A 24,632-nucleotide genomic window follows, 5' to 3' on the forward strand; every position below is an offset into this window, starting at 1 on the left:
CCCTTTCAATGACTGCTGCGCAGTTTGTCCAACTTAGCGGCGAGCACGGCGCCCATCTCCGCGGCCGGGCCCGGCTCCATGAGCAGGTGGTGGTCGACGTCGAGGGGGTAGTCCTCGATCTCGCCCTCGACGAGCGGGCCCCAGTTGGACCGGCCGGTGGGCGAGCCTTCGGTGCGGCCCTGGAGCGCGGTGAAGAACACGATGTCGCCGCGGAACCGCCCCGGCCGGTACTCCTCCGCCTGGCGGAGCCCGTTCTCGTAGTTGCGGTAGACGTTCACGAGGTCGTCCTCGCCGAGGGTGGCGAGGGCGTCGTCGCGGTCGGCGAGCACCGCCATGATCTGCGCCATGTCTGGGTTGCCGTCCGCGGCGACCATCTTCGCGTCGATGCCGATGGCCTCCAGCAGCTCGGGGAGGACCTCGCGCCGCTCCGACTCGAGGTCCTGGCCGTGGTAGGCGTCGATGAGGGCGAGGAGGCCGACGCGCTCGCCGGCGGCCTGCAGCCGGACGGCCATCTCGTAGGCGACGAGCCCGCCGAGCGACCAGCCCGCGAGGTGGTAGGGCCCGGCCGGCTGGACGGCGCGGATCTGCTCCAGGTAGTCCGCGGCCATCTCCGCGACGGACTCCGGCAGCTCGGACCGGGTGAACGCGCGGGCCTGCAGCCCGTAGATCGGCTGGTCGGGGCCGAGGTGCCGCTGGAACTGCAGGTAGCCCCACGACAGGCCGCCGGCCGGGTGGACGAAGAACACCGGCGGGCGGGTCCCCTTGGTGCGGATGGGCAGCAGCACCTCGAAGCCGAGCCGGTCCTCGGGTTCGCCGACCCTGGTCAGCGCCTCGACGGTCTGGTGGGTGAAGACGTCGCGGGGCGTCAGCTCGATGCCCGCCTGCCGGGCGCGGGTGACGAGCTTCAGCGCGGCGATGCTGTCGCCGCCGAGGTCGAAGAAGCTGACGTCGGCGCCGACGCGGTCGAGGCCGAGGACGTCCGCGACGATCCCGCAGAGCCGCTCCTCCTCGGGCGTGCGGGGGTCGCGTCCGGCGGCGGCCTCGCCGTAGTCGGGCGCGGGCAGGGCGCGCCGGTCGAGCTTGCCGTTCGGGCCGACGGGGAACGTGTCGAGCCGGACGAACGCGGCCGGCACCATGTACTCGGGCAGCCGGTCCTTGACGAACTCGCGGAGGCCGTCGATCGAGGCGGCGATGACGTAGGCGACGAGGGTCTTGACGCCGGGGGCGTCCTCCCGGGCGACGACGGCGACGTTCTGCACCGCCGGGTGGGCGGCGACGGCCGCCTCGATCTCGCCCAGCTCGATCCGGAAGCCGCGGACCTTGACCTGGAAGTCGGCGCGGTCGACGTATTCGAGGGTGCCGCCCGGCCGCCACCGGACGAGGTCGCCCGTCCGGTACATGCGGTCGCCGGGCGCGCCGAACGGGTCGGCGACGTAGCGCTCGCCGGTGAGCGAGGGGCGGCGCAGGTAGCCGCGGCCGAGCCCGGCGCCCGCGATGTACGCCTCGCCGACCACGCCGGGCGGGACGGGCCGCAGCCCCTGGTCCAGCACGTAGACGCGCATGTCGTCGATGGGGCGGCCCAGCACCGCGGACGTCTCGGACGGGTCGGCGAGCGGCGCCCGCTGCCCCGCGATGGTCGTGTACGTGGTGGCCTCGGTCGGCCCGTACACGTTGCCGACCTCGGTGTCCGGGCAGGCGGCGAGGACCTTGCGGATCGCGCTCGGCGACCCGGCCTCGCCGCCGGTCAGCACCTCGCGCAGCCGCGCGAACGCGTGCGGCCGCTCGTCCGCGACGAGGTTGAACAGCGTGGTGGTGAGGAACAGGCCGGTGAGGTCCTCGGCGGCGATGACCTCTTCGAGGGCCTCGCCGTGCAGGTGTCCGGGCGCCGCGACGACGGCGGTGCCGCCGTGCAGCAGCGGCGTCCAGATCTCGTAGATCGAGGCGTCGAACGCGTGCGGCGAGTGGACGAGGACCCGGTCGTGCGCCCCTCCCCTGAGCCTGCCGTCGGTGGCGAGGTCGACCGCGTCGCGGTGCCGCAGCATGACGCCCTTGGGCACGCCGGTCGAGCCGGAGGTGAACAGCACGCAGGCGAGCTGCTCGGGATGGCACCCGGCGTCCGGGGCGGTGTCCGGCTGCGCGTCCGTTCCGGGGTCGGCGTCCACGACGAGGATCTGCGCGGACGTGTCGAGATCGGCGACGCGGTCCCGCATCGGTGAATTGATCACGAGGACGGGCGCGTCGATTTCGGCGACCGCCCAGGCCATTCGCTCGGGCGGATAACTGTGATGAATTGGCGCGTAAGCCCCGCCCGCCTTAAGAATTGCCAGCGAGACCACGACGATGTCGGCAGATCTTTCGAGCAGAACCGCGACGGGAACGTCGCGCCCGACCCCGAGCCCGGCGAGCCGATGCGCCAGCCGGTTGGCCCGCGCGTCCAATTCGGCGTAGGTGACCGACTCCCCCGCCGCGCGGATCGCGGTGGCGCCGGGGGTTCTGGCGCACTGTTCGGCGAAACGGGCCGTGAGGGTGCCGGGACGGCGGCGCGTCGCCGGGCCCTGCCAATCCCCGAGGACCTGGGCGCGTTCGTCGTCGTCCAGGACGGCGATGCGGCCGAGGGGCAGGTCGGGGCGGTAGGCGATCGCTTCGAGGATGCGGGTGAAGCGGCGCATGAGGCGCTGCGCGTCGTCCTCGCTGTAGAGGTCGGTGCGGTGGTCGATGCGGAGGGACAGGCCGCGGCCGGGGACGGCGGCGAACGTCAGCGGGTAGTGGGACGCGTCGTAGCCGTCGACGTCGTGGAGGGTGAGGCCGCCGAGCGCGGTGCCGGCGGCGTCCGGGTCGAACGGGTAGTTCTCCAGGACGGTCATCGTGTCGAACAGCGTCCCGGTGCCGGTGAGGCGCTGGATGTCGGACAGGCCGAGGTGGTGGTGCGGCATCAGCGCGGCCTGCTCGTCCTGGAGGCGGGTGAGGGCCTCGGCGACGGTGCCGGCGGGGCGGACGCGGACGCGGATCGGCAGCGTGTTGATGAACAGCCCGATCATCTGCTCGACGCCGGCCAGCTCCGGCGGGCGGCCCGACACGGCGGCGCCGAACACCACGTCGGTGGAGCCGGTGAGGCGGCTGAGGAGCGTCCCCCAGGCGAGCTGCAGGACGGTGTTGAGGGTGACGCCCTGGGCGCGGGCGCGCGCGCTGAGCGCGGAGGTGAGCTCCTCGGTGAGGCGGGTCCGGACGCGTCCGGGGGGCGCGGCGCCGGGCTCGGGTGCGCCCGGGGCGACGAGCGTGGGTTCGTGGACGCCGTCCAGGGAGCGGCGCCAGGCGTCCTCCGCGGCGGGACGGTCCTGGGCGGCGAGCCACGCCAGGTAGTTCTTGTAGGGGGTGACACGCGGCATGCCGGTGTCGTCGCCCTTGGCGAGGTACAGCGCGAACAGCTCGGTCTGCAGTACGGGCGTGGACCAGCCGTCCAGGAGGATGTGGTGGTTGGTGAACACCATGCGGTGCAGGCCGTCCGCCAGCTTGATGAGCATGTAGCGCAGCAGCGGCGGCTTCGTCATGTCGAACGGCCGGGCGCGTTCGGCGTCGGCCAGCTCGCGGGCCGTGGCCTCGCGCTCGGTCTCCGGGAGCGCGGAGAGGTCCTCGTCCTGCCACGGCAGCCGGACCGCGCGGTGCACGACCTGGACCGGTGAGCCCTCCTTGCGCTGCCGGAACCCGGCCCGCAGGTTCGCGTGCCGGCGCAGGAGGGTGGCGGCGGCGGCCTTGAGCGCGTCCACGTCGAGGGGGCCGCGCAGGTCGAACACGATCTGCGCGGTGTAGACGTCGTGGCCGGAGTCGTAGAGGGCGTGGAAGAACAGCCCCTGCTGCAACGGGGACAGCGGGAGGATGTCCTCAAGCTGCGACTTGCTCAATCCAGCTCCCATTCGCCGTCGAGCTCGGCGGCGAGCTCGTCGATCTCGTCCTGGCTGACGTCCACCAGGGACAGGTCGGACGGGGTGAACCCTCCGACGGGCCCGTCCGCGGGACCGTCGACGACGTGCGCGACGAGGCCGCGCAGCGCCGCGTACCAGCGGCCGGCGAGGTCCTCGACGGCGGCGTCGCCGAACAGGCCCCCGGCCCACGTCCACGTCGCGGACAGCTCGGGGCCGCCGGGCAGGTCGCGGGTGTGCGCGTTGACCTCGATGGCGTGGACGAGGCCGAGCGCGCCGTCCTGGCCGGCGCCGAGGGCGTCGCTGTCGGCCTGGTCCGCCGGGCCCCAGTCGGTGGCCTCGGGCGCGGTGGAGCGGCCGAGGTAGTTGAACGCGATCTGCGGGCGGGCGGTGAGGCCCGCGCCGGCCGCGGGGTTGAGGTAGCGGAGCAGGCCGTACCCGATGCCGTTGTCGGGGATCTCGCGGAGCTGCTCCTTGACGCGCTTGAGCGCGGTGCCGGCGGCCTGCCCGCCCTCGCGGACGTCGGCGGGCTCGACCCAGCCCGCGTCCAGGCGGACGGGGTAGATGGAGGTGAACCAGCCGGCGGTGCGGGACAGGTCGACGCCGGGGACGATCTCCTCGCGGCCGTGCCCTTCGAGGTCGATGAGGACGGCCGTCTCGTCGGACGTGCCGCGTTCGCGCCGCCATTCGGCGACGGCGAGGGCGAGGCCGGTGAGCAGGACGTCGTTGACCCGTCCGTGGAACGCGGCCGGGACCTCGGTGAGGAGGGGCTCGGTCACGTCGGCGGGCAGGTCGAGGGTGAGGTGCCGCGCCGTCCCGAACGTGTCGGCGGCCGGGTCGAGCGGGCGGGCGCCGAGAACGGGGTCGGGGGTGGCGAGGACGTCCTCCCAGAGCGGCAGCTCGGCCGTGCGGGCGGGGTCGGACGCCTCGGCGGTGAGGCGCTGCGCCCACCGGCGGAACGAGGTCGGGACCGGGTCGAGCTCTCCCCCGGCCCACGCCGTGACCAGGTCGGGCAGCAGGATGCGCCAGGACACGCCGTCCACGACGAGGTGGTGGAGGGTGAGGAGGAGGCGTCCGGAGGCGGCGGGCCCGGCGTCGAACCAGACGAGCTGCGCCATCGTCCCGGCGGCCGGGTCGAGGCGGCGGCGCGCGGCCTCGCCCTCCTCGGCGAGGACGGCCCGGAGCGCTTCGGTGCCGAGGCCCGCCACGTCCACGCGGCGGACGAGGGGCGCGGCGTCGACCGTGCCGGGTTCGCCGGCCTCGAACTCCTCGCCGTGGACGCGGAGGCGGAGCATGTCGTGGTGGTCGAGGACGCTCTGGAGCGCCCTGGTCAGCTCGTCGAGGCCGGCGCCCGGCGGGACCTGGAGCAGCATCCGCTGGCTGTAGCCGCCGACGGGGCCGTCCAGCTCCTGGAACCAGCGCATGATCGGGGTCGCGGGAACGCGGCCGGTGCCCGTCCCGGGCGCCTCGGCCTCGACCCGCTCGCCCTCGCCGACCGGTGTGGCGGTCGCCGCGAGTTCCTCGACGGTCTGGTGCTGGAACACGTCGCGGGGCGTGATGACCAGGCCGGACTGGCGGGCGCGGGACACGAGCTGGATCGCGATGATCGAGTCGCCGCCGAGGTCGAAGAACCCGTCGTCGACGCCCACGCGCTCCAGGCCGAGGACCTCGGCGAACAGGCCCGCGAGGGTCTCCTCCTCGGCGGTGCGCGGCGCGCGCGACGACACCTTCGCGGCGAAGTCCGGGGCGGGCAGCGCCTTGCGGTCGAGCTTGCCGTTGGACGTGAGCGGCAGCGCGTCCAGCTCGACGACGGCCGCGGGGACCATGTAGTCGGGCAGCGACCGCCCGGCGAACCGGCGCAGGTCGGACGAGTCGGCGCCCGATCCGACGACGTAGGCGACGAGGCGGTCGTCGCGGACGATCACCGCGGCGTCGCTGACGGCTTCGTGCCTGGTCAGGACGGCCTGGATCTCGCCCAGCTCGATCCGGAAGCCGCGCAGCTGCACCTGCTGGTCGGCGCGTCCCAGGTATTCGAGGGTGCCGTCGCGGCGCCTGCGGCCGAGGTCGCCCGTCCGGTACATGCGGGTGCCCGGCTTACCGTGCGGGTCGGCGACGAACCGCTCGGCGGACAGGCCCGGACGGTTCAGGTAGCCGCGCGCCAGCCCCGCGCCCGCGACGTACAGCTCACCGGGCACGCCGGGCGGGACGGGCTGGAGGCGCCCGTCGAGGACGTAGACGCGCAGGTCGGGGATGCCGACGCCGATGATGCTGCCGGGCGCGGTGGCGGCGTGGACGCGGTCGAGCGCGATGTACGAGACGTGGACGGTCGTCTCGGTGATCCCGTACATGTTGACGAGCGTCGGGGCGTCCTCGGGGTGGCGGGAGTACCAGTCCTCCAGGCGCCCCAGGTCGAGGGCCTCGCCGCCGAACACGATGTAGCGCAACGCCAGGTCGGTGCCGGGATCGTCCCGGTCGGCGGCCATCAGCTGGTAGAACGCCGACGGGGTCTGGTTGAGGACGGTCACCCTCTCCGCGGCCAGCAGGGCGAGGAAGTCCGCAGGCGTGCGCGAGGTCAGGTACGGGACGACGACGAGACGGCCGCCGTAGAGGAGTGGCCCCCACAGCTCCCAGACGGAGAAGTCGAACGCGTAGGAGTGGAACAAGGTCCACACGTCGTCCGGGCCGAAGTCGAACCATTCCTCGGTCGAACGCAGCAGCCGCACCACGTTCTGGTGCGGAACCACCACGCCCTTGGGACGACCCGTCGAACCCGACGTGTAGATGACGTACGCGGGGTGGTCCGGGTCGATGGCGACGCCAGGGTTGGTATCCGGCTGGTCGCTCGCCTCCACGTCGTCCTGGCGAAGGGTGAGGACGGGGCGGGCGTCCTCGACCATGTACGCGATGCGGTCTTCCGGGTAGTCCGGGTCGATCGGGACGTACGCAGCACCCGCCTTCAACACGGCCAGGATCGCCACGACCAGATCGGCCGAGCGCGGCAGCGCCAGCGCCACGAACTGCTCCGGCCCGACGCCCTGCCCGATGAGCCGGTGCGCGAGACGGTTCGCCTTCGCGTTGACCTCGGCGTACGTCCACGACACGCCCTCGAACGTGACGGCGGGCGCGTCCGGACGCGCCGCCGCCTGCGCCTCGAACAGCGCCGGGATCGTCGTCCGCTCGACGTCGCCGCCCTTGCCGCCGGCCCAGCGGCGCAGCAGCGTGCGGCGCTCGCTCCGGTCGAGGATCTCGGCCGTGGTGATGGGCGCGTCCGGGTCGGCGACCAGGGCGCGGACGAGGCGCTCGAACCGGTCCGCGATGGTGACGGCCGTGTCGGCGTCGAAGAGGTCGAGGGCGTATTCGAGACCGGCCTCGATGCCGCCCGGCGCGCCGTCGTCGCCGTGCCGCTCCTCGACGTAGAGCGACAGGTCGTACTTGGCGGCGCCCGCGGTCAGCGGCTCGGCGCCGCCGGTGAGCCCGTCCAGTTCGAGCCGGGCCTCCGGGTTGTTCTGGAACGACAGGACGACCTGGAACAGCGGGTGCCGGGCCATCGACCGCGCCGGGTTGAGCACCTCGACGAGCCGCTCGAACGGAAGGTCCTGGTGCGCGTACGCGGCGAGGTCGCGGTCCTTCACCCGCGCGATCAGCTCGCGGAACGAGGGCTCCCCGGACGTGTCGGTCCGCAGGACGAGCATGTTCACGAACATGCCGACGAGGTCGTCCAGCGCCTCGTCGGTGCGGCCCGCGATGGGCGAGCCGATCGGCACGTCCGTCCCCGCGCCGAGCCGGGTCAGCAGCGCGGCGAACGCGGCCTGCATGACCATGAACAGGCTCGCGCCGTTCTCGCGGGCGAGGGCCAGCAGCCCTGTGTGCAACTCGGCGTCCAGCTCGAACGCGTGCGTCCCGCCCCGGTAGGACGCCTCCGCCGGACGCGGCCGGTCGGCCGGAAGCGCGAGCTCCTCCGGCAGGCCGGAGAGGGCGTCCCGCCAGTAGGCGATCTGCTGCGAGATCAGGCTCCCGGGGTCGTCCTCGGAGCCGAACAGCTCGCGCTGCCAGAGCGTGTAGTCGGCGTACTGGACGGGCAGCGGCGCCCACTGCGGCCGCCGCCCCTCCGCGCGGGCCGCGTAGGCGAGGATCACGTCGCGGGCGAGCGGCGCCATCGACCAGCCGTCCGCCGCGATGTGGTGCAGGACGATCATCAGGACGTGCGCGCCGTCCCCGAGCGCGAACAGCCGGGCGCGCAGCGGCGGCTCCACCGACAGGTCGAAGCCGCGCCCGACCTCGGCGGCCAGCGCCATCGGCAGCCCCGCCTCGCCGGTCTCGGTGACGTCGAGCCGGGGCCGCGCGGCGGCCGGTTCGAGGACGAGCTGCCGGGCGGTGCCCGACCCGTCCGGGAAGATCGTGCGGAGCGACTCGTGCCGCGCCACCACGTCGGCGAGGGCCTCCCGCAGCGCCTCCAGGTCGAGGGAGCCGCTGAGGCGCAGCGCGACCGGCATGTTGAACGTCGCCGACGAGCCCTCGAACCGGTTGAGGAACCAGAGCCGCTGCTGCGCGTACGACAGCGGCACCACATCGGGACGCTCGGCCCGCACCAGCGGCGGGCGCACCTCACCCGCCGCCTCCGACAGCCGTTCGGCGAGACCGGCGGGGGTCGGCGCCTCGAACAGCGCCCGGACGGGCAGCTCGGCGCCGAGCGCGGACCGGATCCTGCTGACGAGCCGGGTCGCGGTGAGCGAGTCGCCGCCGAGGTCGAAGAACCCGTCGTCCACGCCGGCCCTCGGCACCCCGAGGACCTCCGCGAACAGCCCGCAAAGGATCTCCTCCTGCGGGGTGCGCGGCGCGCGGCCGGCGGCGGCGCCGGCGTCGGGCGCGGGCAGCGCGGCCCGGTCTAGCTTGCCGTTCACCGTGAGCGGCAGCGCGTCCAGGACGGTGAACGCCGGGACCATGTAGTCGGGCAGCCGCTCGGCCGCGTACCGGCGGGCGGCCGCGACGTCGGCGTCCGGGCCCACGAGGTAGGCGGCGAGGCGCTTGTCGCCGGGCCGGTCCTCGCGGACGACCACGGCGGCCTGCGCGACGCCCGGGCACCCGGCGAGGACGTTCTCGATCTCGCCGGGCTCCACCCGGAACCCGCGGATCTTGACCTGGTCGTCGGCGCGGCCGAGGTACTCGATCGTGCCGTCCGGGAGCCACCGGGCCAGGTCGCCGGTGCGGTACATGCGGTCGCCGGGCGCGCCGAACGGGTCGGCGACGAACCGCTCGGCGGACAGGCCGGGCCGGTCGAGGTACCCGCGCGCGAGCTGCACGCCCGCGAGGTAGAGCTCGCCGGGAACGCCCACCGGGACGGGCTGGAGCGCGGTGTCGAGCACGTACGACCGGGTGTTGCGGTACGGAGCGCCGACCGACGGGTGCTCGCTGCGCGCGACGACCTGGTTCATCGTGTCGATGGTCGACTCGGTGGGCCCGTAGAAGTTGCGCGCGGTGACGCCGGGGATCGCGCGGAGTTCGGCCCACAGGTTCTCGCTGACGGCCTCGCCGCCGAGGAGCAGCTGCGCCGGCAGATGCCGCCCGTCGTCGTCCAGCAGTCCCGCTTCGCGGAGCGAGGCGAAGTGCGACGGGGTGGTGTTCACCAGGTCGATCTGCGCGCGCGCCACGTACTCGGTGTACGCCTCAACGTCGCGGCGGGTGTCGTCGTCGATGAGGTGCAGCTCGTGGCCGTACATCATCCACAGCAGGCCCATCCAGGACGTGTCGAACGAGAACGACGCCAGATGCGCGAACCGCATCCGCCGCCCGCCGGCGGCCGCGATCGCCGGGTCGATGAACGCGTCCCGATGCGCCTCGAAGTAGTTGAGCACCCCCACATGCGGGACGGCCACGCCCTTGGGCCGACCAGTCGACCCGGACGTGTAGATGACGTAGGCGGCGTTCTCCGCCCGCAGAGCGCGGACCCGCTCCCCGTCCGCCGGATCGTGCGCCGGCCGCCCGGCGGCCTCCGCCGGACCGTCGTCGCCGATGATCAGAACGGCCGGATCGTGCGGCGTACGCGCGACGACGTCCGGCCGGTCTCCGGTGGTGAGGGTGAGGGCGGGGCGGGCGTCGGCCAGCATGTAGCCGATGCGGTCGGACGGGTACTCGGGATCGATCGGGACGTACGCGGCGCCCGCCTTGAGGACGCCGAGGATCGCGACGACGATCGCGGGAGTGCGCGGAAGGACCACGGCCACGCGGTCCTCGGGGCCTATGCCCCGCGCGATCAGCTCGTGGGCCAGGCGGTTGGCGCGTTCGTTCAGCTCCGAGTACGTGAGGGCCGTGTCACCGCAGACCAGGGCCGCGTCCGAGGGCGTGCGGTCGGCCTGGGCCTCGAAGAGGGCCGGGAGGGTGCCGGCCGGGACGGGCCCGGCGGTGTCGTTCCAGCCCTCCAGCAGAACCCGCTCGTCCTCGCCCGCAAGGTCGACCGCGCCGATGAGGCGGTCGGAGTCGGCGGCGAAGGCCTCCAGGAAGCGGCGGATGCGGGCCAGGACCGCTTCGACGACCTCGTGCTCGTAGACGTCGGGGCGGTAGTGCAGGCGGAGCGACAGCCTGTCGCCGGGCGCGGCGACGAACGACAGGGGGAAGTGGGTCGCGTCGTAGGAGTCGGCGCCGGCGATGCGGACGCCGTTGAGGGAGCCGTCCATCGACGACGGGTCGAACGGGTAGTTCTCCAGCACCGTCATCGTGTCGAACAGCGCGCCGCCGTGGCCCGCCACGCGCTGGATGTCGGTGAGGCCGAGGTGGTGGTGGGCGAGGAGTTCGGTCTGCTCCTCCTGGAGGCGTTCCAGGAGGGAGCCGAGCGACTCGTCCGGCCGGTGGCGGACGCGGATCGGCAGCGTGTTGATGAACAGCCCGATCATCTGCTCGATGCCGGGCAGTTCGGGCGGCCGGCCGGAGACCGTGGCGCCGAACACCACGTCGTTCGTGCCGAGGAGGCGGCCGAGGACGAGGCCCCAGGCGCCCTGCAGGACGGTGCTGAGGGTGACCCCGTGGCGGCGGGCCGCGCGGGTGAGGCGGCGGGTGGTCTTCTCGTCGAGTTCGGTGATGGTCCGCTTCGGGGGTTCCGGGGCGCGGGCGGCGGCCTCGGGGGCGACGAGGCTGGGCTCGTCCACGCCGTCCAGGGCGCGGCGCCAGGCCTCCTCGGCGGCGGCGCGGTCCTGCCGGGCGAGCCAGGCCAGGTAGTTCTTGTACGGGGTGACGCGTGGCATCCCCGTGTCGTGGCCGCCCTGCATGTAGAGCAGGAACAGCTCGGTCGCGAGGATCGGCGTGGACCAGCCGTCCAGCAGGATGTGGTGGTTCGTGAAGATCAGCCGGAACCGCTCGGGGCCCATCCGCACGAGGACGAAGCGCAGCAGCGGCGGCGCCGTCATGTCGAAGCCGCGCGCCCGCTCCCGGGCGACGACGGCGTCGGCCTCGGCCCCCGACGCGGTGACCTCCTCCCACGGCAGCTCGACCGTGCGCGGGATCACCTGGACGGGGCGCGACAGGTCCTCGTGCCAGAACGCGGCGCGCAGGTTGGCGTGCCGGCGCAGCAGCGTCTCCGCGGCGGTGCGCAGCGCGGCGGCGTCCAGGGGGCCTTCCAGGTCGAGGACGAACTGGGCCGTGTAGACGTCCCCGGCGCCCGCGTCGAAGAGGGCGTGGAAGAAGAAACCCTGCTGCAAGGGCGACAGCGGCAGGATGTCCTCGAGGTCCCCCCGGTTCACGACTTGTGCCTCCACGCGGTCTGCAGCTTGTCGATCTCGTGCTGGTCCAGCTCGACGAGCAGGTCGGACGGGGTGAAGCCGCCCGCGTCACCGGCGGCGACGTCGGCGGCGAGGGTGCGCAGCGCGGTGAACCAGCCCTCGGCCAGGGCCCGCACGTCGGCGGGCTCCAGCAGGCCGCCCGGCCACGTCCAGGTCGCCGACAGCACGGGCCCGCCGGGCAGGTCGCGGGTGACGGCGTTGATCTCCAGGACGTGCGCCATCGGCATCGCGGGGTCCTCGCCGGCGGGGAGTTCCTCGGCGGAGAGCGTCCAGTCCCCGCCCTCGTCGCCGGACGCGACCCGGCCGAGGTAGTTGAAGGCGATCTGCGCGGGCGGGACGCCGGCCAGTTCCTCGGCGGCCTCGCCGCCGCCGTAGCGGAGCAGGCCGTAGCCGATGCCGCCGTCCGGGATCGCCCGGAGCTGCTCCTTCACCGTCTTCAGGGCGGCGCCGCCGGTCGCGTTGCCCGCGTCCAGCCGGACGGGGTGGATCGAGGTGAACCATCCGGCGGTGCGGGAGACGTCGGCGCCCGGGACGACGTCCTCGCGGCCGTGGCCTTCGAGATCGATGAGGACGCCCGTGCCGCGCCCGCCCCGGTGCCGCCGCCACTGGGCGACCGCGAGGGCGAGGCCGGTGAGCAGCACGTCGTTGACCCGTCCGTGGAACGCGGCCGGGACCTCGGTGAGGAGGGGCTCGGTCACGTCGGCGGGCAGGTCGAGGGTGACCGAGCGGGCGCGGGCCGCGACGTCGGCGCGCGGATCGAGGGGGCGCCCGGCGAGGTTCTGCGGCGGGCCGTCGACGATGTCGAGCCAGTCCTCCAGCTCGTCCTCGTCCCGCTCGGACGCGGTGAGCTTCTGCGCCCAGCGGCGGAACGACGTCGGCACCGGGTCGAGGCCTCCCCCGGCCCAGGCGGTGACGAGGTCGGGCAGCAGGATGCGCCACGACACGCCGTCCACGACCAGGTGGTGCAGGACGACGAGGAGGCGCCCCTGCTCCTGGCCCGCGTCGAACCAGACGAGCTGCGCGACCGTCCCGGCGGCCGGGTCGAGGCGGTCGCGGGCGGCGGCGGCCTGCTCGGCGATGACGGACTGGAGCTTGTCGGCGTCGAGCCCGGCGACGTCGACGCGGGTGACCAGCGCGGCCGCGTCGGACGATCCGGCCGGCCGGACGACGGGCTGCCAGCCGTCCAGGCGGAGCCGGAGGACGTCGTGGTGGTCCAGGAGGGTCTGGAACGCGGCGGTCAGCCGCTCGATGCCGAGGTCCGGCGGTGTGCGCAGCAGCATCGACTGGTGGAAGCCCCTGATCAGGGCGGCGTCGCCGTCCACCCGGTCGCGCAGCCACGCGACGATCGGGGTGACGGGGACGGGGCCGACCCCGGCGCCGGGCGCCTCGGGCTCGATCTCCTCGCCCTCGCCGACCGGCCTGGCGGTCGCCGCCAGTTCCTCGACGGTCTGGTGCTGGAACACGTCCCGGGGCGTGATGACCAGGCCGGACTGGCGGGCGCGGGACACGAGCTGGATCGCGATGATCGAGTCGCCGCCGAGGTCGAAGAACCCGTCGTCGACGCCCACCCGCTCCAGGCCGAGGACCTCGGCGAACAGGCCCGCGAGGGTCTCCTCCTCGGCGGTGCGCGGCGCGCGCGACGACACCTTCCCGGCGAAGTCCGGGGCGGGCAGCGCCTTGCGGTCGAGCTTGCCGTTGACGGTGAGCGGCAGCGCGTCCAGCTCGACGACCACGGCCGGGACCATGTAGTCGGGCAGGTCCTTGCCGGCGAACCGGCGCAGCTCGGACGAGTCGGCGCCCGATCCGACGACGTAGGCGACGAGGCGGTCGTCGCGGACGATCACGGCGGCGTCGGAGACCGCGTCGTGGCGGGCGAGGGCCGACTCGATCTCGCCCAGCTCGATCCGGAATCCGCGCAGCTGCACCTGCTGGTCGCTGCGGCCGAGGTATTCGAGGCGGCCGTCGTTCAGCCTGCGGCCGAGGTCGCCCGTCCGGTACATGCGGGCGCCGGGCTCGCCGAACGGGTCGGCGACGAACCGCTCGGCGGACAGGCCCGGACGGTTCAGGTAGCCGCGCGCCAGCCCCGCACCGGACACGTACAGCTCGCCGACGACGCCGGGCGCGACCGGCTGGAGGCGGTCGTCCAGGACGTAGAGGCGCAGGTCGGGGATGCCGACCCCGATGACGCTGCCGGGCGCGGTCGCCGCGTAGGCGCGGTCGAGTGCGATGTACGAGACGTGGACGGTCGTCTCGGTGATCCCGTACATGTTGACGAGCGTCGGGGCGTCCTCGGCGTGCCGGGAGTACCAGTCCTCCAGGCGGCCCAGGTCGAGGGCCTCGCCGCCGAACACGATGTAGCGCAACGCCAGCTCGGTGCCGGGAACGTCCCGGTCGGCGGCCATCAGCTGGTAGAACGCCGACGGGGTCTGGTTGAGGACGGTCACCCTCTCCGCGGCCAGCAGGGCGAGGAACTCCTCCGGCGAGCGCGACGTCAGGTACGGGACGACGACGAGACGGCCGCCGTAGAGCAGCGAGCCCCACAGCTCCCACACGGTGAAGTCGAACGCGTAGGAGTGGAACAAGGTCCACACGTCGTCCGGGCCGAAGTCGAACCATTCCTCGGTCGAACGCAGCAGCCGCACCACGTTCTGGTGCGGAACCACCACGCCCTTGGGACGACCCGTCGAACCCGACGTGTAGATGACGTACGCCGGGTGGTCGGGGTCGATGGCGACATCGAGGTTGGTGTCGTCATAGCCCGTGGCGTCGAGGTCGTCGGGGCCGAGGGTGAGGACGGGGCGGGCGTCCTCGACCATGTACGCGATGCGGTCTTCCGGGTAGTCCGGGTCGATCGGGACGTACGCAGCACCCGCCTTCAACACGGCCAGGATCGCCACGACCAGCTCGGCCGAGCGCGGCAGCGCCAGCGCCACGAACTGCTCCGGCCCGACGCCCCGCTCGGCGAGGCGGCGCGCCAGGCGGTTCGCCTTCACGTTGACCTCGGCGTACGTCCACGAGACGCCCTCGAACGTGACGGCGGGCGCGTCCGGACGCGCCGCCGCCTGCGCCTCGAACAGCGCCGGGATCGTGGCCCGCTCCACCGGGGCCGCGCCGGTGCCGGCCCACTCGCCGAGGATCAGCGACCGCTCCTCCGCCGACAGCACGTCGGCGGCGCCGATGGGCGCGTCCGGGTCGGCGAGCAGCGCGGACAGGTACCGCTCGAACCGCTCGACGAGCCGCCGCGCGGTGGCCGGGTCGTAGAGATCGAGCGCGTACTCCAGTTCGCCGTCGAGCCCGTCCTCCCGTTCGGTGAGGATCATCAGCAGGTCGAACCGGGACACGCCGGCGGTCAGCGGCTCCAGCTCGGCGCTGAAGCCCGGCATCTCCAGCCGCGCCTCGGGGTTGTTCTGGAACGTCAGCCCGACCTGGAACAGCGGGTGCCTGGCGAGGTGGCGCGGCGGGTTCAGCACCTCGACGAGCCGCTCGAACGGGACGTCCTGGTGCGCGTACGCGGCGAGGTCGGTCTCCTTGACCCGGCCGACCAGCTCGCGGAACGACGGGTCCCCGGACGTGTCGGTCCGGAAGACGAGCATGTTCACGAACATGCCGACGAGATCGTCCAGCGCCTCGTCGGTGCGGCCCGCGATGGGCGACCCGATCGGCACGTCCGTCCCCGCGCCGAGCCGGGTGAGCAGCGCGGCGAACGCGGCCTGGGCGACCATGAACGGGCTGGCGCCGGTCTCGCGGGCGATGTCGAGCAGCCGGGCGTGGACGCCGGCGCCGAGCCGGAACCGTTCCGTCCCGCCCCGGTAGGACGCCTCCGCCGGACGCGGCCGGTCCGCCGGGAGCCGCAGCTCCTCGGGCAGCCCGGCCAGCGCGTCCCGCCAGTGGGCGATCTGCTGCGAGATCAGGCTCCCGGGGTCGTCCTCCGACCCGAAGAGCTCCTGCTGCCAGAGCGTGTAGTCGGCGTACTGGACGGGCAGCGGCGCCCACTCCGGTGCCGCGCCCCCGGCCCGTGCCGCGTAGGCGGTGATGAAGTCGCGGGCGAGCGGCGCCATCGACCAGCCGTCGCCGCCGACGTGGTGCATGAGCAGCAGCGCGACGTGCTCGTCCGGCGCGACCCGGAACAGGTGGGTGCGCAGCGGCGGCTCGGCGGTGATGTCGAACGCGTACCCGGCGGCCATGGCGAGCCGCGTCGGCAGCTCCGCCTCGGTCGTCTCGGTGACCTCCAGCTCGGGGCGGGCGGCGGCCGGGGCGAGGACGAGCTGGCGCGGCACTCCCCCGCCGTCCGGCAGGATCGTGCGAAGCGTCTCGTGCCGCTCCACGAGGTCGCCGACGGCGGCGCGGAGCGCGGCCACGTCCAGGGGGCCGCGGATGCGCAGCGCGGTCGGCATGTTGTAGGTCGCGGACGGCCCCTCGAACCGGCTGAGGAACCAGAGCCGCTGCTGCGCGTACGACGGCGGGATCACGTCGGGGCGCTCGCGCCGCTCCAGCGCCGGACGGGCCGGGCGGGCGGAGCCGCCGCCGAGGAGGGCGGCGAGGCTCGCGACGGTCGGCGCCTCGAACAGCGCCCGGACGGGCAGCTCGACGTCCAGCGCGCGCCGGACCCGGCTGACGACCCGCATGGCGATGAGCGAGTTGCCGCCGAGCGCGAAGAAGTCGTCGTCGGCGCCGACCCGGTCCGCGCCGAGCAGCTCGGCGAAGACGGCGGCGACGGCCTCCTCCGCCTCCCCGGACGGGGCGCGGTACGCGGTCGCCGGGGCGATCGCCAGTTCCGGCTTCGGCAGCGCCTTGGCGTCGACCTTGCCGTTCGCCGTGAGCGGCATCTCGTCCAGGACGACGACGGCCGCGGGCACCATCGACTCGGGCAGGCTCTCCCGGATGTGGGCGCGCAGCTCCTCGGGGTCGAGCTCCTGGCCGGGCGCGGCGACGACGTAGGCGACGAGCCGCTTCTCCGTGGGGCCCTCGACGGCCTCGACGGCCTCGGCGACGGCGGCGCCGGGCAGGTCGAGCCCCGCGACGGTGACGGCGCCCCGCGAGGCGGCGGCGGCCTCGAGCGTCCGCCGGAACCAGCCGGCGAGCCGCTCGGCCGTGTCGCGGTCGAACAGGTCGAGCGCGTACTCCAGCGTCCCGGCGAGCGCGCCGGAGCCGTCGCGGGCGTCCTCCAGCAGGAACTCCAGGTCGAACTTCGCGACCCCGGCGTCCACCGGCTCGACGGCGACGTGCAGTCCGGGCAGCTCGACCGACGCCTCCGGGTTGTTCTGCAGCGTCAGCATGACCTGGAACAGCGGGTGCCGCGCCAGCGACCGGACCGGGTTCAGCACCTCGACGAGCCGCTCGAACGGGATGTCCTGGTGCGCGTAGGCGGCGAGGTCGGTCTCCCGGACGCGGGCGAGCAGCTCCGCGAACGACGGGTCGCCGGACGTGTCGGTCCGCAGCACGAGCGTGTTCACGAACACGCCGACGAGGTCGTCCAGGGCCTCGTCGGTGCGGCCCGCGATGGGCGACCCGATGGGGACGTCCGTCCCCGCGCCCAGGCGGGTGAGCAGCGCGGCGAGCGCCGCCTGCAGCACCATGAACACGCTGACCTGGTGGTCGCGGGCGAGCGCGCGCAGCCCGTCCGCCAGTTCCGCCGGCACCTCGAAGGGGACCTGGCCGCCCCGGTAGGACGCCCGGTCGGGGCGCGGCCGGTCGTGCGGCAGCCGGATCTGGTCGGGCAGCCCGGCGAGGGCGTCCTTCCAGTAGGCGAGCTGGCGGGCGGCGAGGCTGCCCGGGTCGCTCTCGCTGCCGAGCAGGTCGCGCTGCCAGAGCGCGTAGTCGGCGTACTGGACGTCCAGCGGCGCCCACTCGGGGGCGCCGCCGTCGCGGCGGGCCAGGTAGGCGGTGATGACGTCGCGGGCGAGCGGCGCCATCGACCAGCCGTCGCCGGCGATGTGGTGCATGACGATGAGGAGGAGGTGCTCGTCCCGGTCCGATTCTCCGCGGTCGGTCCTGTAGAGGTGGGCGCGGACGGGCAGCTCGTTCGCCAGGTCGAACCCGCGCGTGGCGTCCATGTACAGGGCGCCGTGCAGGTCGGCCGGCTCGGTGACCGTGACCTGCGGCTCGGCCTCGCCGGGGGCGAGGATCACCTGGTGCGGCTCGCCGTCCGCGTCGCCGAACAGCGTCCGCAGCGACTCGTGCCGGGCGACGACGTCGCGGAGCGCGTCGCGCATCGCGCCGTGGTCGATCGCGCCGGTGAGCCGCAGCGGGATCGGCATGTTGTAGGTGGCGGTGAGCCCTTCGAGCCGGTTCAGGAACCAGAGCCGCTCCTGCGCGTACGACACCGGCAGCGGGACGGGCCGCTCCACCGGCCGCAGCGCGGGACGGGCCGCGCCGGCGGCCGAGGCGATCCGCGCGGCGATGCCCGCGACCGTCGGGGCCTCGAACAGCGCGCGGACGGGCAGCTCCACGTTCAGCGCGGCGCGGGCGCGGGCGACGACGCGGGTCGCCTTCAGCGAGTCGCCGCCGTGGTCGAAGAACCCGTCGTCGACGCCGACCCGGTCCAGGCCGAGGACGTCGGCGAAGATGCCGCAGAGGATCTCCTCGCGGGCGTCGCGCGGGCCCCGCGCGGTGAGGTCGGCGGTGAAGTCCGGCTCGGGCAGCGCGGACCGGTCGAGCTTGCCGTTCGGGTTGAGCGGCATCGCGTCCAGCACGACGATCGCGGACGGCACCATGTAGTCCGGCAGCGTGTCCGCGACGAACGCGCGCAGCTCGGCGGGGTCGACCCGGTCGCTTCCGGGCGCGCCGACGACGTAGCCGGCGAGGACGTTGTCGCCGACCGTGTCGCGGCGCGCCACGACGACGCTCTGCGTCACCGCCGGGTGCGCGGACAGGGCGGTCTCGATCTCGCCCAGCTCGATCCGGAAGCCGCGCACCTTCACCTGGTGGTCGAGGCGGCCGAGGTACTCGATGTGGCCGGCGCGGTTCCAGCGGACGAGGTCGCCCGTCCGGTACATGCGCTCGCCCGGCCCGCCGAACGGGCAGGCGACGAACCGGTCCGCCGACAGGGCGGGGCGGCGCAGGTAGCCGCGGGCCAGGCCGTCGCCCGCGAGGTACAGCTCGCCCGGCACCCCGACCGGGACGGGGCCGAGCCGGTCGTCCAGCACGTAGGCGCGGGTGTTGGCCATCGGGCGGCCGATCGGCGCGAAACCGTCGGTGTTGCCGTCGTCGTACCAGCCGGTGACGAAGATCGTCGCCTCGGTGGGGCCGTAGATGTTGGAGATGCGGGCGTCCGGCAGCAGCGCCCGGACGTCCCGGACGAGCTGCGGCGGCAGCGCCTCCCCGCCGAGCGCCACGTCCCCGGCCTCCAGCCGGAGCCCGCCGCGCGACAGCAGTACCGACACCGCCGACGGGACGCCGCTGATCAGCGTCCCGGACCAGCCGCCGCGCTCGGCGATCTCCAGCAGGTCGCGGACGACCTCGATCTCGCCGCCGGCGGTGAGCGGCACCAGCCACTCGAACACCGACACGTCGAAGTTCAGCGACGTGGAGAACAGCACGCGCCGCATCCGGCCGGGGCCGTAGCTCGCCATCGACTCGGCGCAGAAGTCCACGACGTTCGCGTGCGAGATGACGACGCCCTTGGGGCGGCCCGTCGAACCGGACGTGTAGATGATGTACGCCGGGTTCGCGGGGCGCAGCGGCCGGACGCGCTCGGCGTCCGTGACGTCCGCCCCGGAGAGGCCGCTGAGGGAGAGCGTGTCGAGTTCGACGCGGGGCGTCCCGCCGGGCAGGCCGGCCGCCGACGTCGTGATGACGCAGGCTGGGGCGGCGTCCTCCAGCATGTAGGCGATGCGGTCGGACGGGTACGCCAGGTCGATCGGCTGGTATCCGGCGCCCGCCTTGAGGACGGCCAGCGCCGCGACCACCAGGTCGGCGTCGCGCGGGAGCGCGAGGGCGACGAAGTCCTCGGCTCCGACGCCGCGCTGGATGAGGTGGCGGGCGAGCCGGTTCGCGCGGGCGTTCAGCTCGGCGTAGCTGAGCCCGGTCCGCCCCGCGATGACGGCGGTCGCGTCCGGGGTGCGGGCGGCCTGCCGCTCGACCAGCTCCGGGACGACGGCGGGCGCGACCGGCACGCCGGTGTCGTTCCAGCGGTCGAGGAGCATGCCGCGTTCGGCGTCGTCGAGCAGGTCGACGGCGCTGAGCGGCAGGGACGGGTCGGCGGCGACCTGGGCGAGGAGCCGCTCCAGGCGGGCCGCCATCGACGCGGCGGTCTCCGGGTCGAACAGGTCGAGCGCGTACTCCAGCCGGCAGTCGATCCCGGCGGGGGCGCCGGCCGCGTCGCGCGTCTCGTCCACCAGCAGCGCGAGGTCGAAGCGGGACACTCCGGGGTCGACCGGCTCCAGCGCGACCGTCAGGCCGGGCAGCTCGACCCGCGCGGACGGGTTGTTCTGGATCGAGATCATCGCCTGGAACAGCGGGTGCCGCGCCATCGACCGCTGCGGGTTCAGCACCTCGACGAGCCGCTCGAACGGGACGTCCTGGTTCGCGAACGCGGCGAGGTCGGCCGCGCGGACCCGGCCGAGCAGCTCCGCGAACGTCGGGTCGCCGGCGGTGTCGGTGCGCAGCACGAGGGTGTTCACGAACACGCCGACCAGGTCGTGCACGGCCTCGTCGCCGCGGTTCGCGACCGGCGAGCCGATCGGCACGTCCGTCCCGGCGCCGAGGCGGGTGAACAGGCCGGCGAGCGCGGCCTGCAGCACCATGAACAGGCTGGCGCGGTGGTCGCGGCCGAGCGCGGTGAGCGCGGCGTGCAGGCCGGGCGGCAGCGTGAACGGGTGCTGGGCGCCCCGGTAGGTGGCGCGGGCCGGGCGCGGCCGGTCCGCCGGGAGCGCCAGCTCCTCGGGCAGCCCGGCGAGGGCCTCCCGCCAGTACGCGAGCTGGCGGCTGATGACGCTGCCCGGGTCGGCCTCGTCGCCGAGGACCTCGCGCTGCCAGATCGCGTAGTCGGCGTACTGGACGGGCAGCGGCGCCCACTGCGGCTCCTCGCCGGCGGCGCGGGCGGCGTAGGCGGTGATGAGGTCGGTGGCGAGGGGCTCCATCGACCAGCCGTCGCCGGCGATGTGGTGCATCACCAGCAGGAGCAGGTGGTCGTCGGCGGCGACGCGGAAGACGTGCGCGCGGACGGGCGGCTCGGCGGCCAGGTCGAACCCGCGGGTCGCGGCCTCGAACACGGCGTCCTGGAGCCCGTCCGGGCCGCACGACGTGATCTCCGGCTCGGCCCCGAATTCGCCCGGGGCGAGGACGCGCTGGTACGGCTCGCCCTCCACCTGCACGAACACGGTCCGGAGGGCCTCGTGCCGCGCCATCATGTCGTGCATCGCGTCGCGGACCGCGGCCAGGTCCAGCGACCCGGTCAGCCGCAGCGGGATCGGGATGTGGTAGGTCGCGGCCGCTTCCCCGGCTTCCAGCCCTTCGAAGTCCTGGATGAACCAGAGGCGCCGCTGCGCGTACGAGAGGGGGACGAGGCCGGGGCGCTCGGCCGGGACGAGCTTCGGCCTGGCCTCCTCCTCGGTGTCCCTGATGGAGGCGGCGAGCGCGGCGACCGTCGGGGCCTCGAACAGCGCCCGGACGGCCAGTTCCGCGTTCAGCGCGGCGCGGGCGCGGGCGACGACGCGGGTCGCCTTCAGCGAGTCGCCGCCGAGGTCGAAGAAGTTGTCGTCGATGCCGACCCGCTCCACGCCGAGCACCTCGGCGAACACCGCGCACAGCGTCTCCTCGCGGGCGTCGCGGGGCGCGCGGCCGCCGGCGGACGCGGCGAAGTCGGGCGCGGGCAGCGCGGCCCGGTCGAGCTTGCCGTTCGGGTTCAGCGGCATCTCGTCCAGGACGACGATCGCCGCCGGGACCATGTACTCGGGCAGCACGGCCGCGACGGACCGCTTCAGCTCGGCGGTGTCGACGCCTTCGGAGACGGCGTAGGCGACGAGGACGGTGTCGCCCGCGCCGTCCCGGCGGGCCACGACGACGCTCTGCGTCACCGCCGGGTGCGCGGACAGGGCGGTCTCGATCTCGCCCAGCTCGATCCGGAACCCGCGGACCTTCACCTGGTGGTCGAGGCGGCCGAGGTACTCGATCTGGCCGTGCTCGTTCCAGCGGACGAGGTCGCCCGTCCGGTACATGCGCTCGCCCGGCCCGCCGTAGGGGCAGGCGACGAAGCGGTCGGCGGTCAGCTCGGGCCGGTGCAGGTAGCCGCGGGCCAGGCCGTCGCCCGCGAGGTACAGCTCGCCGGGGACGCCCGCCGCGACGGGCTTGAGCGCCGCGTCCAGCACGTACGCGCGGGTGTTGGCGATGGGGCCGCCGATCGGGGCGTGCCCGGCGGTGTTCCCGTCGTCGGACCAGGCCGTCGCGTAGACGGTCGCCTCGGTCGGGCCGTAGATGTTGGAGATGCGGGCGCCCGGGACGAGGGCGCGCAGGTCCTGGACGAGCCTCGCCGGGAGCGCTTCGCCCGCGAGGACGATGTCGTTCGCCTCGAGGTCGAGGCGCTTCTGGGGAGACGGCCCCCCGGCCCCTCCGCCGAGAGCGCCCGCGGCACCCGTGGCGAGGAGCGCCGACATCGCGGACGGGACGCCGGAGACGAGGGTGCCGTGCCAGCCGCCGCGCTCCGCGACGTCCAGCAGGTCGCGGACGACCTCGATGTGGCCGCCGGCCGTGAGCGGCGCCAGCCACTCGAACACCGACACGTCGAAGTTGAGCGACGTGGAGAACAGGACGCGGGCGAGGCGCTCGGGCCCGAAGTCCCTCCTCGCCCACGCGCACAGGTCGGCGGCGCTGGCGTGGGAGACGACGACGCCCTTGGGACGTCCCGTCGAGCCCGACGTGTAGATGACGTAGGCCGCGTTGCCGGGGCGGAGCGGCCTGACGCGGTCGGCGTCGGCCGGGGCCGACGCCGACTCGCCGGCCAGATCGAGGGCGTCCAGGAGGACGCGCGGCGTCGTGCCCGGAATCTCGGCGCCGGACACCGTGATGACGCAGGCCGGGGACGCGTCGTCCAGCATGAACGCGATGCGGTCGGACGGGTACGCCAGGTCGACCGGCTGGTACGCGGCGCCCGCCTTCAGCACGGCGAGGGCCGCCACGATCAGGTTCTCGTCGCGCGGCAGGGCGAGCGCGACGAAGTCCTCGGCGCCGACGCCGCGGCCGATCAGGTGCCGGGCGAGGCGGTTGGCGCGCTCGTCCAGCTCCCGGTAGGTGAGCGTGGCGCCGTGGTGCGTCACGGCGGGGGCGTCCGGGGTGCGGGCCGCCTGCGCCTCGAACAGGCCGGGGACGACGGCCGGCTCGACCGGCACCGCCGTGTCGTTCCACTCGTCCAGGACGCGGGACCGCTCGGCGGCGTCCAGCAGCTCCACGTCCCGGAGCGGCGTGGACGGGTCGACGTCGCCCAGTGCCCGCAGAAACCGGACGTAACGGTCCAAGTGCGTGGAGACCTGGTCCTCGGTGTAGAGATCCGGGTGCGCCTCGAAGTCGACGCGGACGCCGTTGCCGTCGAAGTTGTCGTAGATGTTGATCGACAGGTCGTCGATCGGGCCGGTCGTGATGGCGTGCGTCCGCGCCGGCAGGCCCCCGAAGTCGAACCGGTAGTCGAACGCCATGATGTTGATGACCGGCCCGTAGAGCCGGCGGCGCTCACCGAGCAGCTTCAGGTCGCGCAGCAGGTCCTCGCGCCGGTAGTGCTGGTGGCGCAGCGCCCGCGCGCTCGCCCGCGTCACCGTGCGGACCAGCTCCTCGACCGTCATGTCCGGCCGGACGGTCACGCGCAGCGGCAGGACCGTCGACAGCATGGCCGGGGTCTCCAGGGCCGCCTGCGAGGTGCGGCCCGACACCGCGAGGCCGAGGATCACGTCCTCGGTGCCGGTCATCCGCGCCACGTACGCGGCCGTCGCGGCGATCGCGAGGCCCTGCGTGGCGGTGCGCAGCCGGCGGGCGCCCGCCGCCAGGTCCGCGGTCTCGCGCGGCGGGACGACGGTGATGAGGCTGAGGTAGTCGGAGGTCGGCTCGGCCATCTCGTCCGACAGCGACACGGCCACCGGCCTGTCGGCGAACCGCTCCGTCCAGTAGGCGCGGTCCCGCTCGAACTTCTCCGACTCCCGGTAGGACTCCTCGGCGGCGAGGACCGCCCGGTAGTCGCCCACCTCCGCCGGGACGTACTCGCCGCCGTCCGCCAGCAGCGTGTAGACCTCGGCGGCGCGGCGGCTGATGAGCAGGCCGCTGTAGGCGTCCAGGATGGTGTGGTGGGCGCGCAGGAACCACCGGTGCAGGTCCGGGGCGAGGCGCAGCAGCGCCGTGTGGAACAGCCGGTCGCCGTCCAGCGGCAGCGGCGCCGACATCCGCTCCCGCATCCACGCGCGCGAGGAGGCGTCCGGGTCGGGCTCCCCGGACAGGTCCACGAGCGGGATCGCCACGCTCGCGTCCGGGTCGAGGATCTGCCGCGGAACCCCGTCCTCCTCCGCCAGCCGCGCGTTCATCGCCGGCGACTCGTGCGCGGCCATCCGCGCCACCCGATCGAACAGCTCGTGGTCGACCGGCCCCTCGATCTCGATGTACTGCGCGATGTGAATCGGCGTTTCCGGCGCCAGTTGCTGCGCGTACCAGACGCTCTGCTGAGCGGCCGAAAGAGGAACGAACTCGGTGGACATCAAGCGGCACTTTCCCGGTCGAAGGGGGTTTCCTTTGCGCCCGTCATCGGAACCGGCACGGCGCCGACGGGCGGAAAATCAGAAAGAATGACCACAGAACTGATCGGGCTTTCCCCGTCCCCTTTCACCCCGAGTCCCTGCCGGGAACGCGACCGGCCCGCGTTATCCCGGAGTCAACGCCCTGTGGTCCCGGCAATACAGAGCGCCGTCACTTTCCGCCCCTCGACCGGAACCGCCCTCGACCCACGTTCTACTCAGGAGTAGCGGAGTCACAG

The 24,632-nt window shown here is 74.0% G+C and carries 3 protein-coding genes; all 3 read right to left on the bottom strand.

Features of this window, described 5'->3' with window-relative positions; translation table 11 throughout:
- Nucleotides 1-5: 5 nt before the first annotated feature.
- Genes AL2_RS19685 through AL2_RS39795 form a run of 3 tightly spaced genes read right to left on the bottom strand, consistent with a single transcriptional unit; the run spans nucleotide 6 to nucleotide 24,357 of the window.
- A complete protein-coding gene (locus AL2_RS19685; RefSeq protein ID WP_067635478.1) occupies nucleotides 6-3,899 on the bottom strand; it encodes a non-ribosomal peptide synthetase in 3,894 nt (1,297 codons plus the stop codon).
- Nucleotides 3,896-11,647 (bottom strand): non-ribosomal peptide synthetase, encoded by a 7,752-nt coding sequence (locus AL2_RS19690; protein ID WP_067635480.1) that lies wholly within the window; start codon nucleotides 11,645-11,647, stop codon nucleotides 3,896-3,898. The genes AL2_RS19685 and AL2_RS19690 overlap by 4 nt, the downstream gene beginning before the upstream one ends.
- Nucleotides 11,644-24,357 carry a non-ribosomal peptide synthetase gene (locus tag AL2_RS39795; RefSeq protein ID WP_067635482.1) on the bottom strand — a complete coding sequence of 4,238 codons (12,714 nt, stop codon included), beginning with the start codon at nucleotides 24,355-24,357 and terminating at the stop codon, nucleotides 11,644-11,646. The genes AL2_RS19690 and AL2_RS39795 overlap by 4 nt, the downstream gene beginning before the upstream one ends.
- Nucleotides 24,358-24,632 lie beyond the last annotated feature (275 nt).

The sequence above is a fragment of the Actinomadura latina NBRC 106108 genome, assembly GCF_001552195.1.
Taxonomy (GTDB): Bacteria; Actinomycetota; Actinomycetes; order Streptosporangiales; family Streptosporangiaceae; genus Spirillospora; species Spirillospora latina.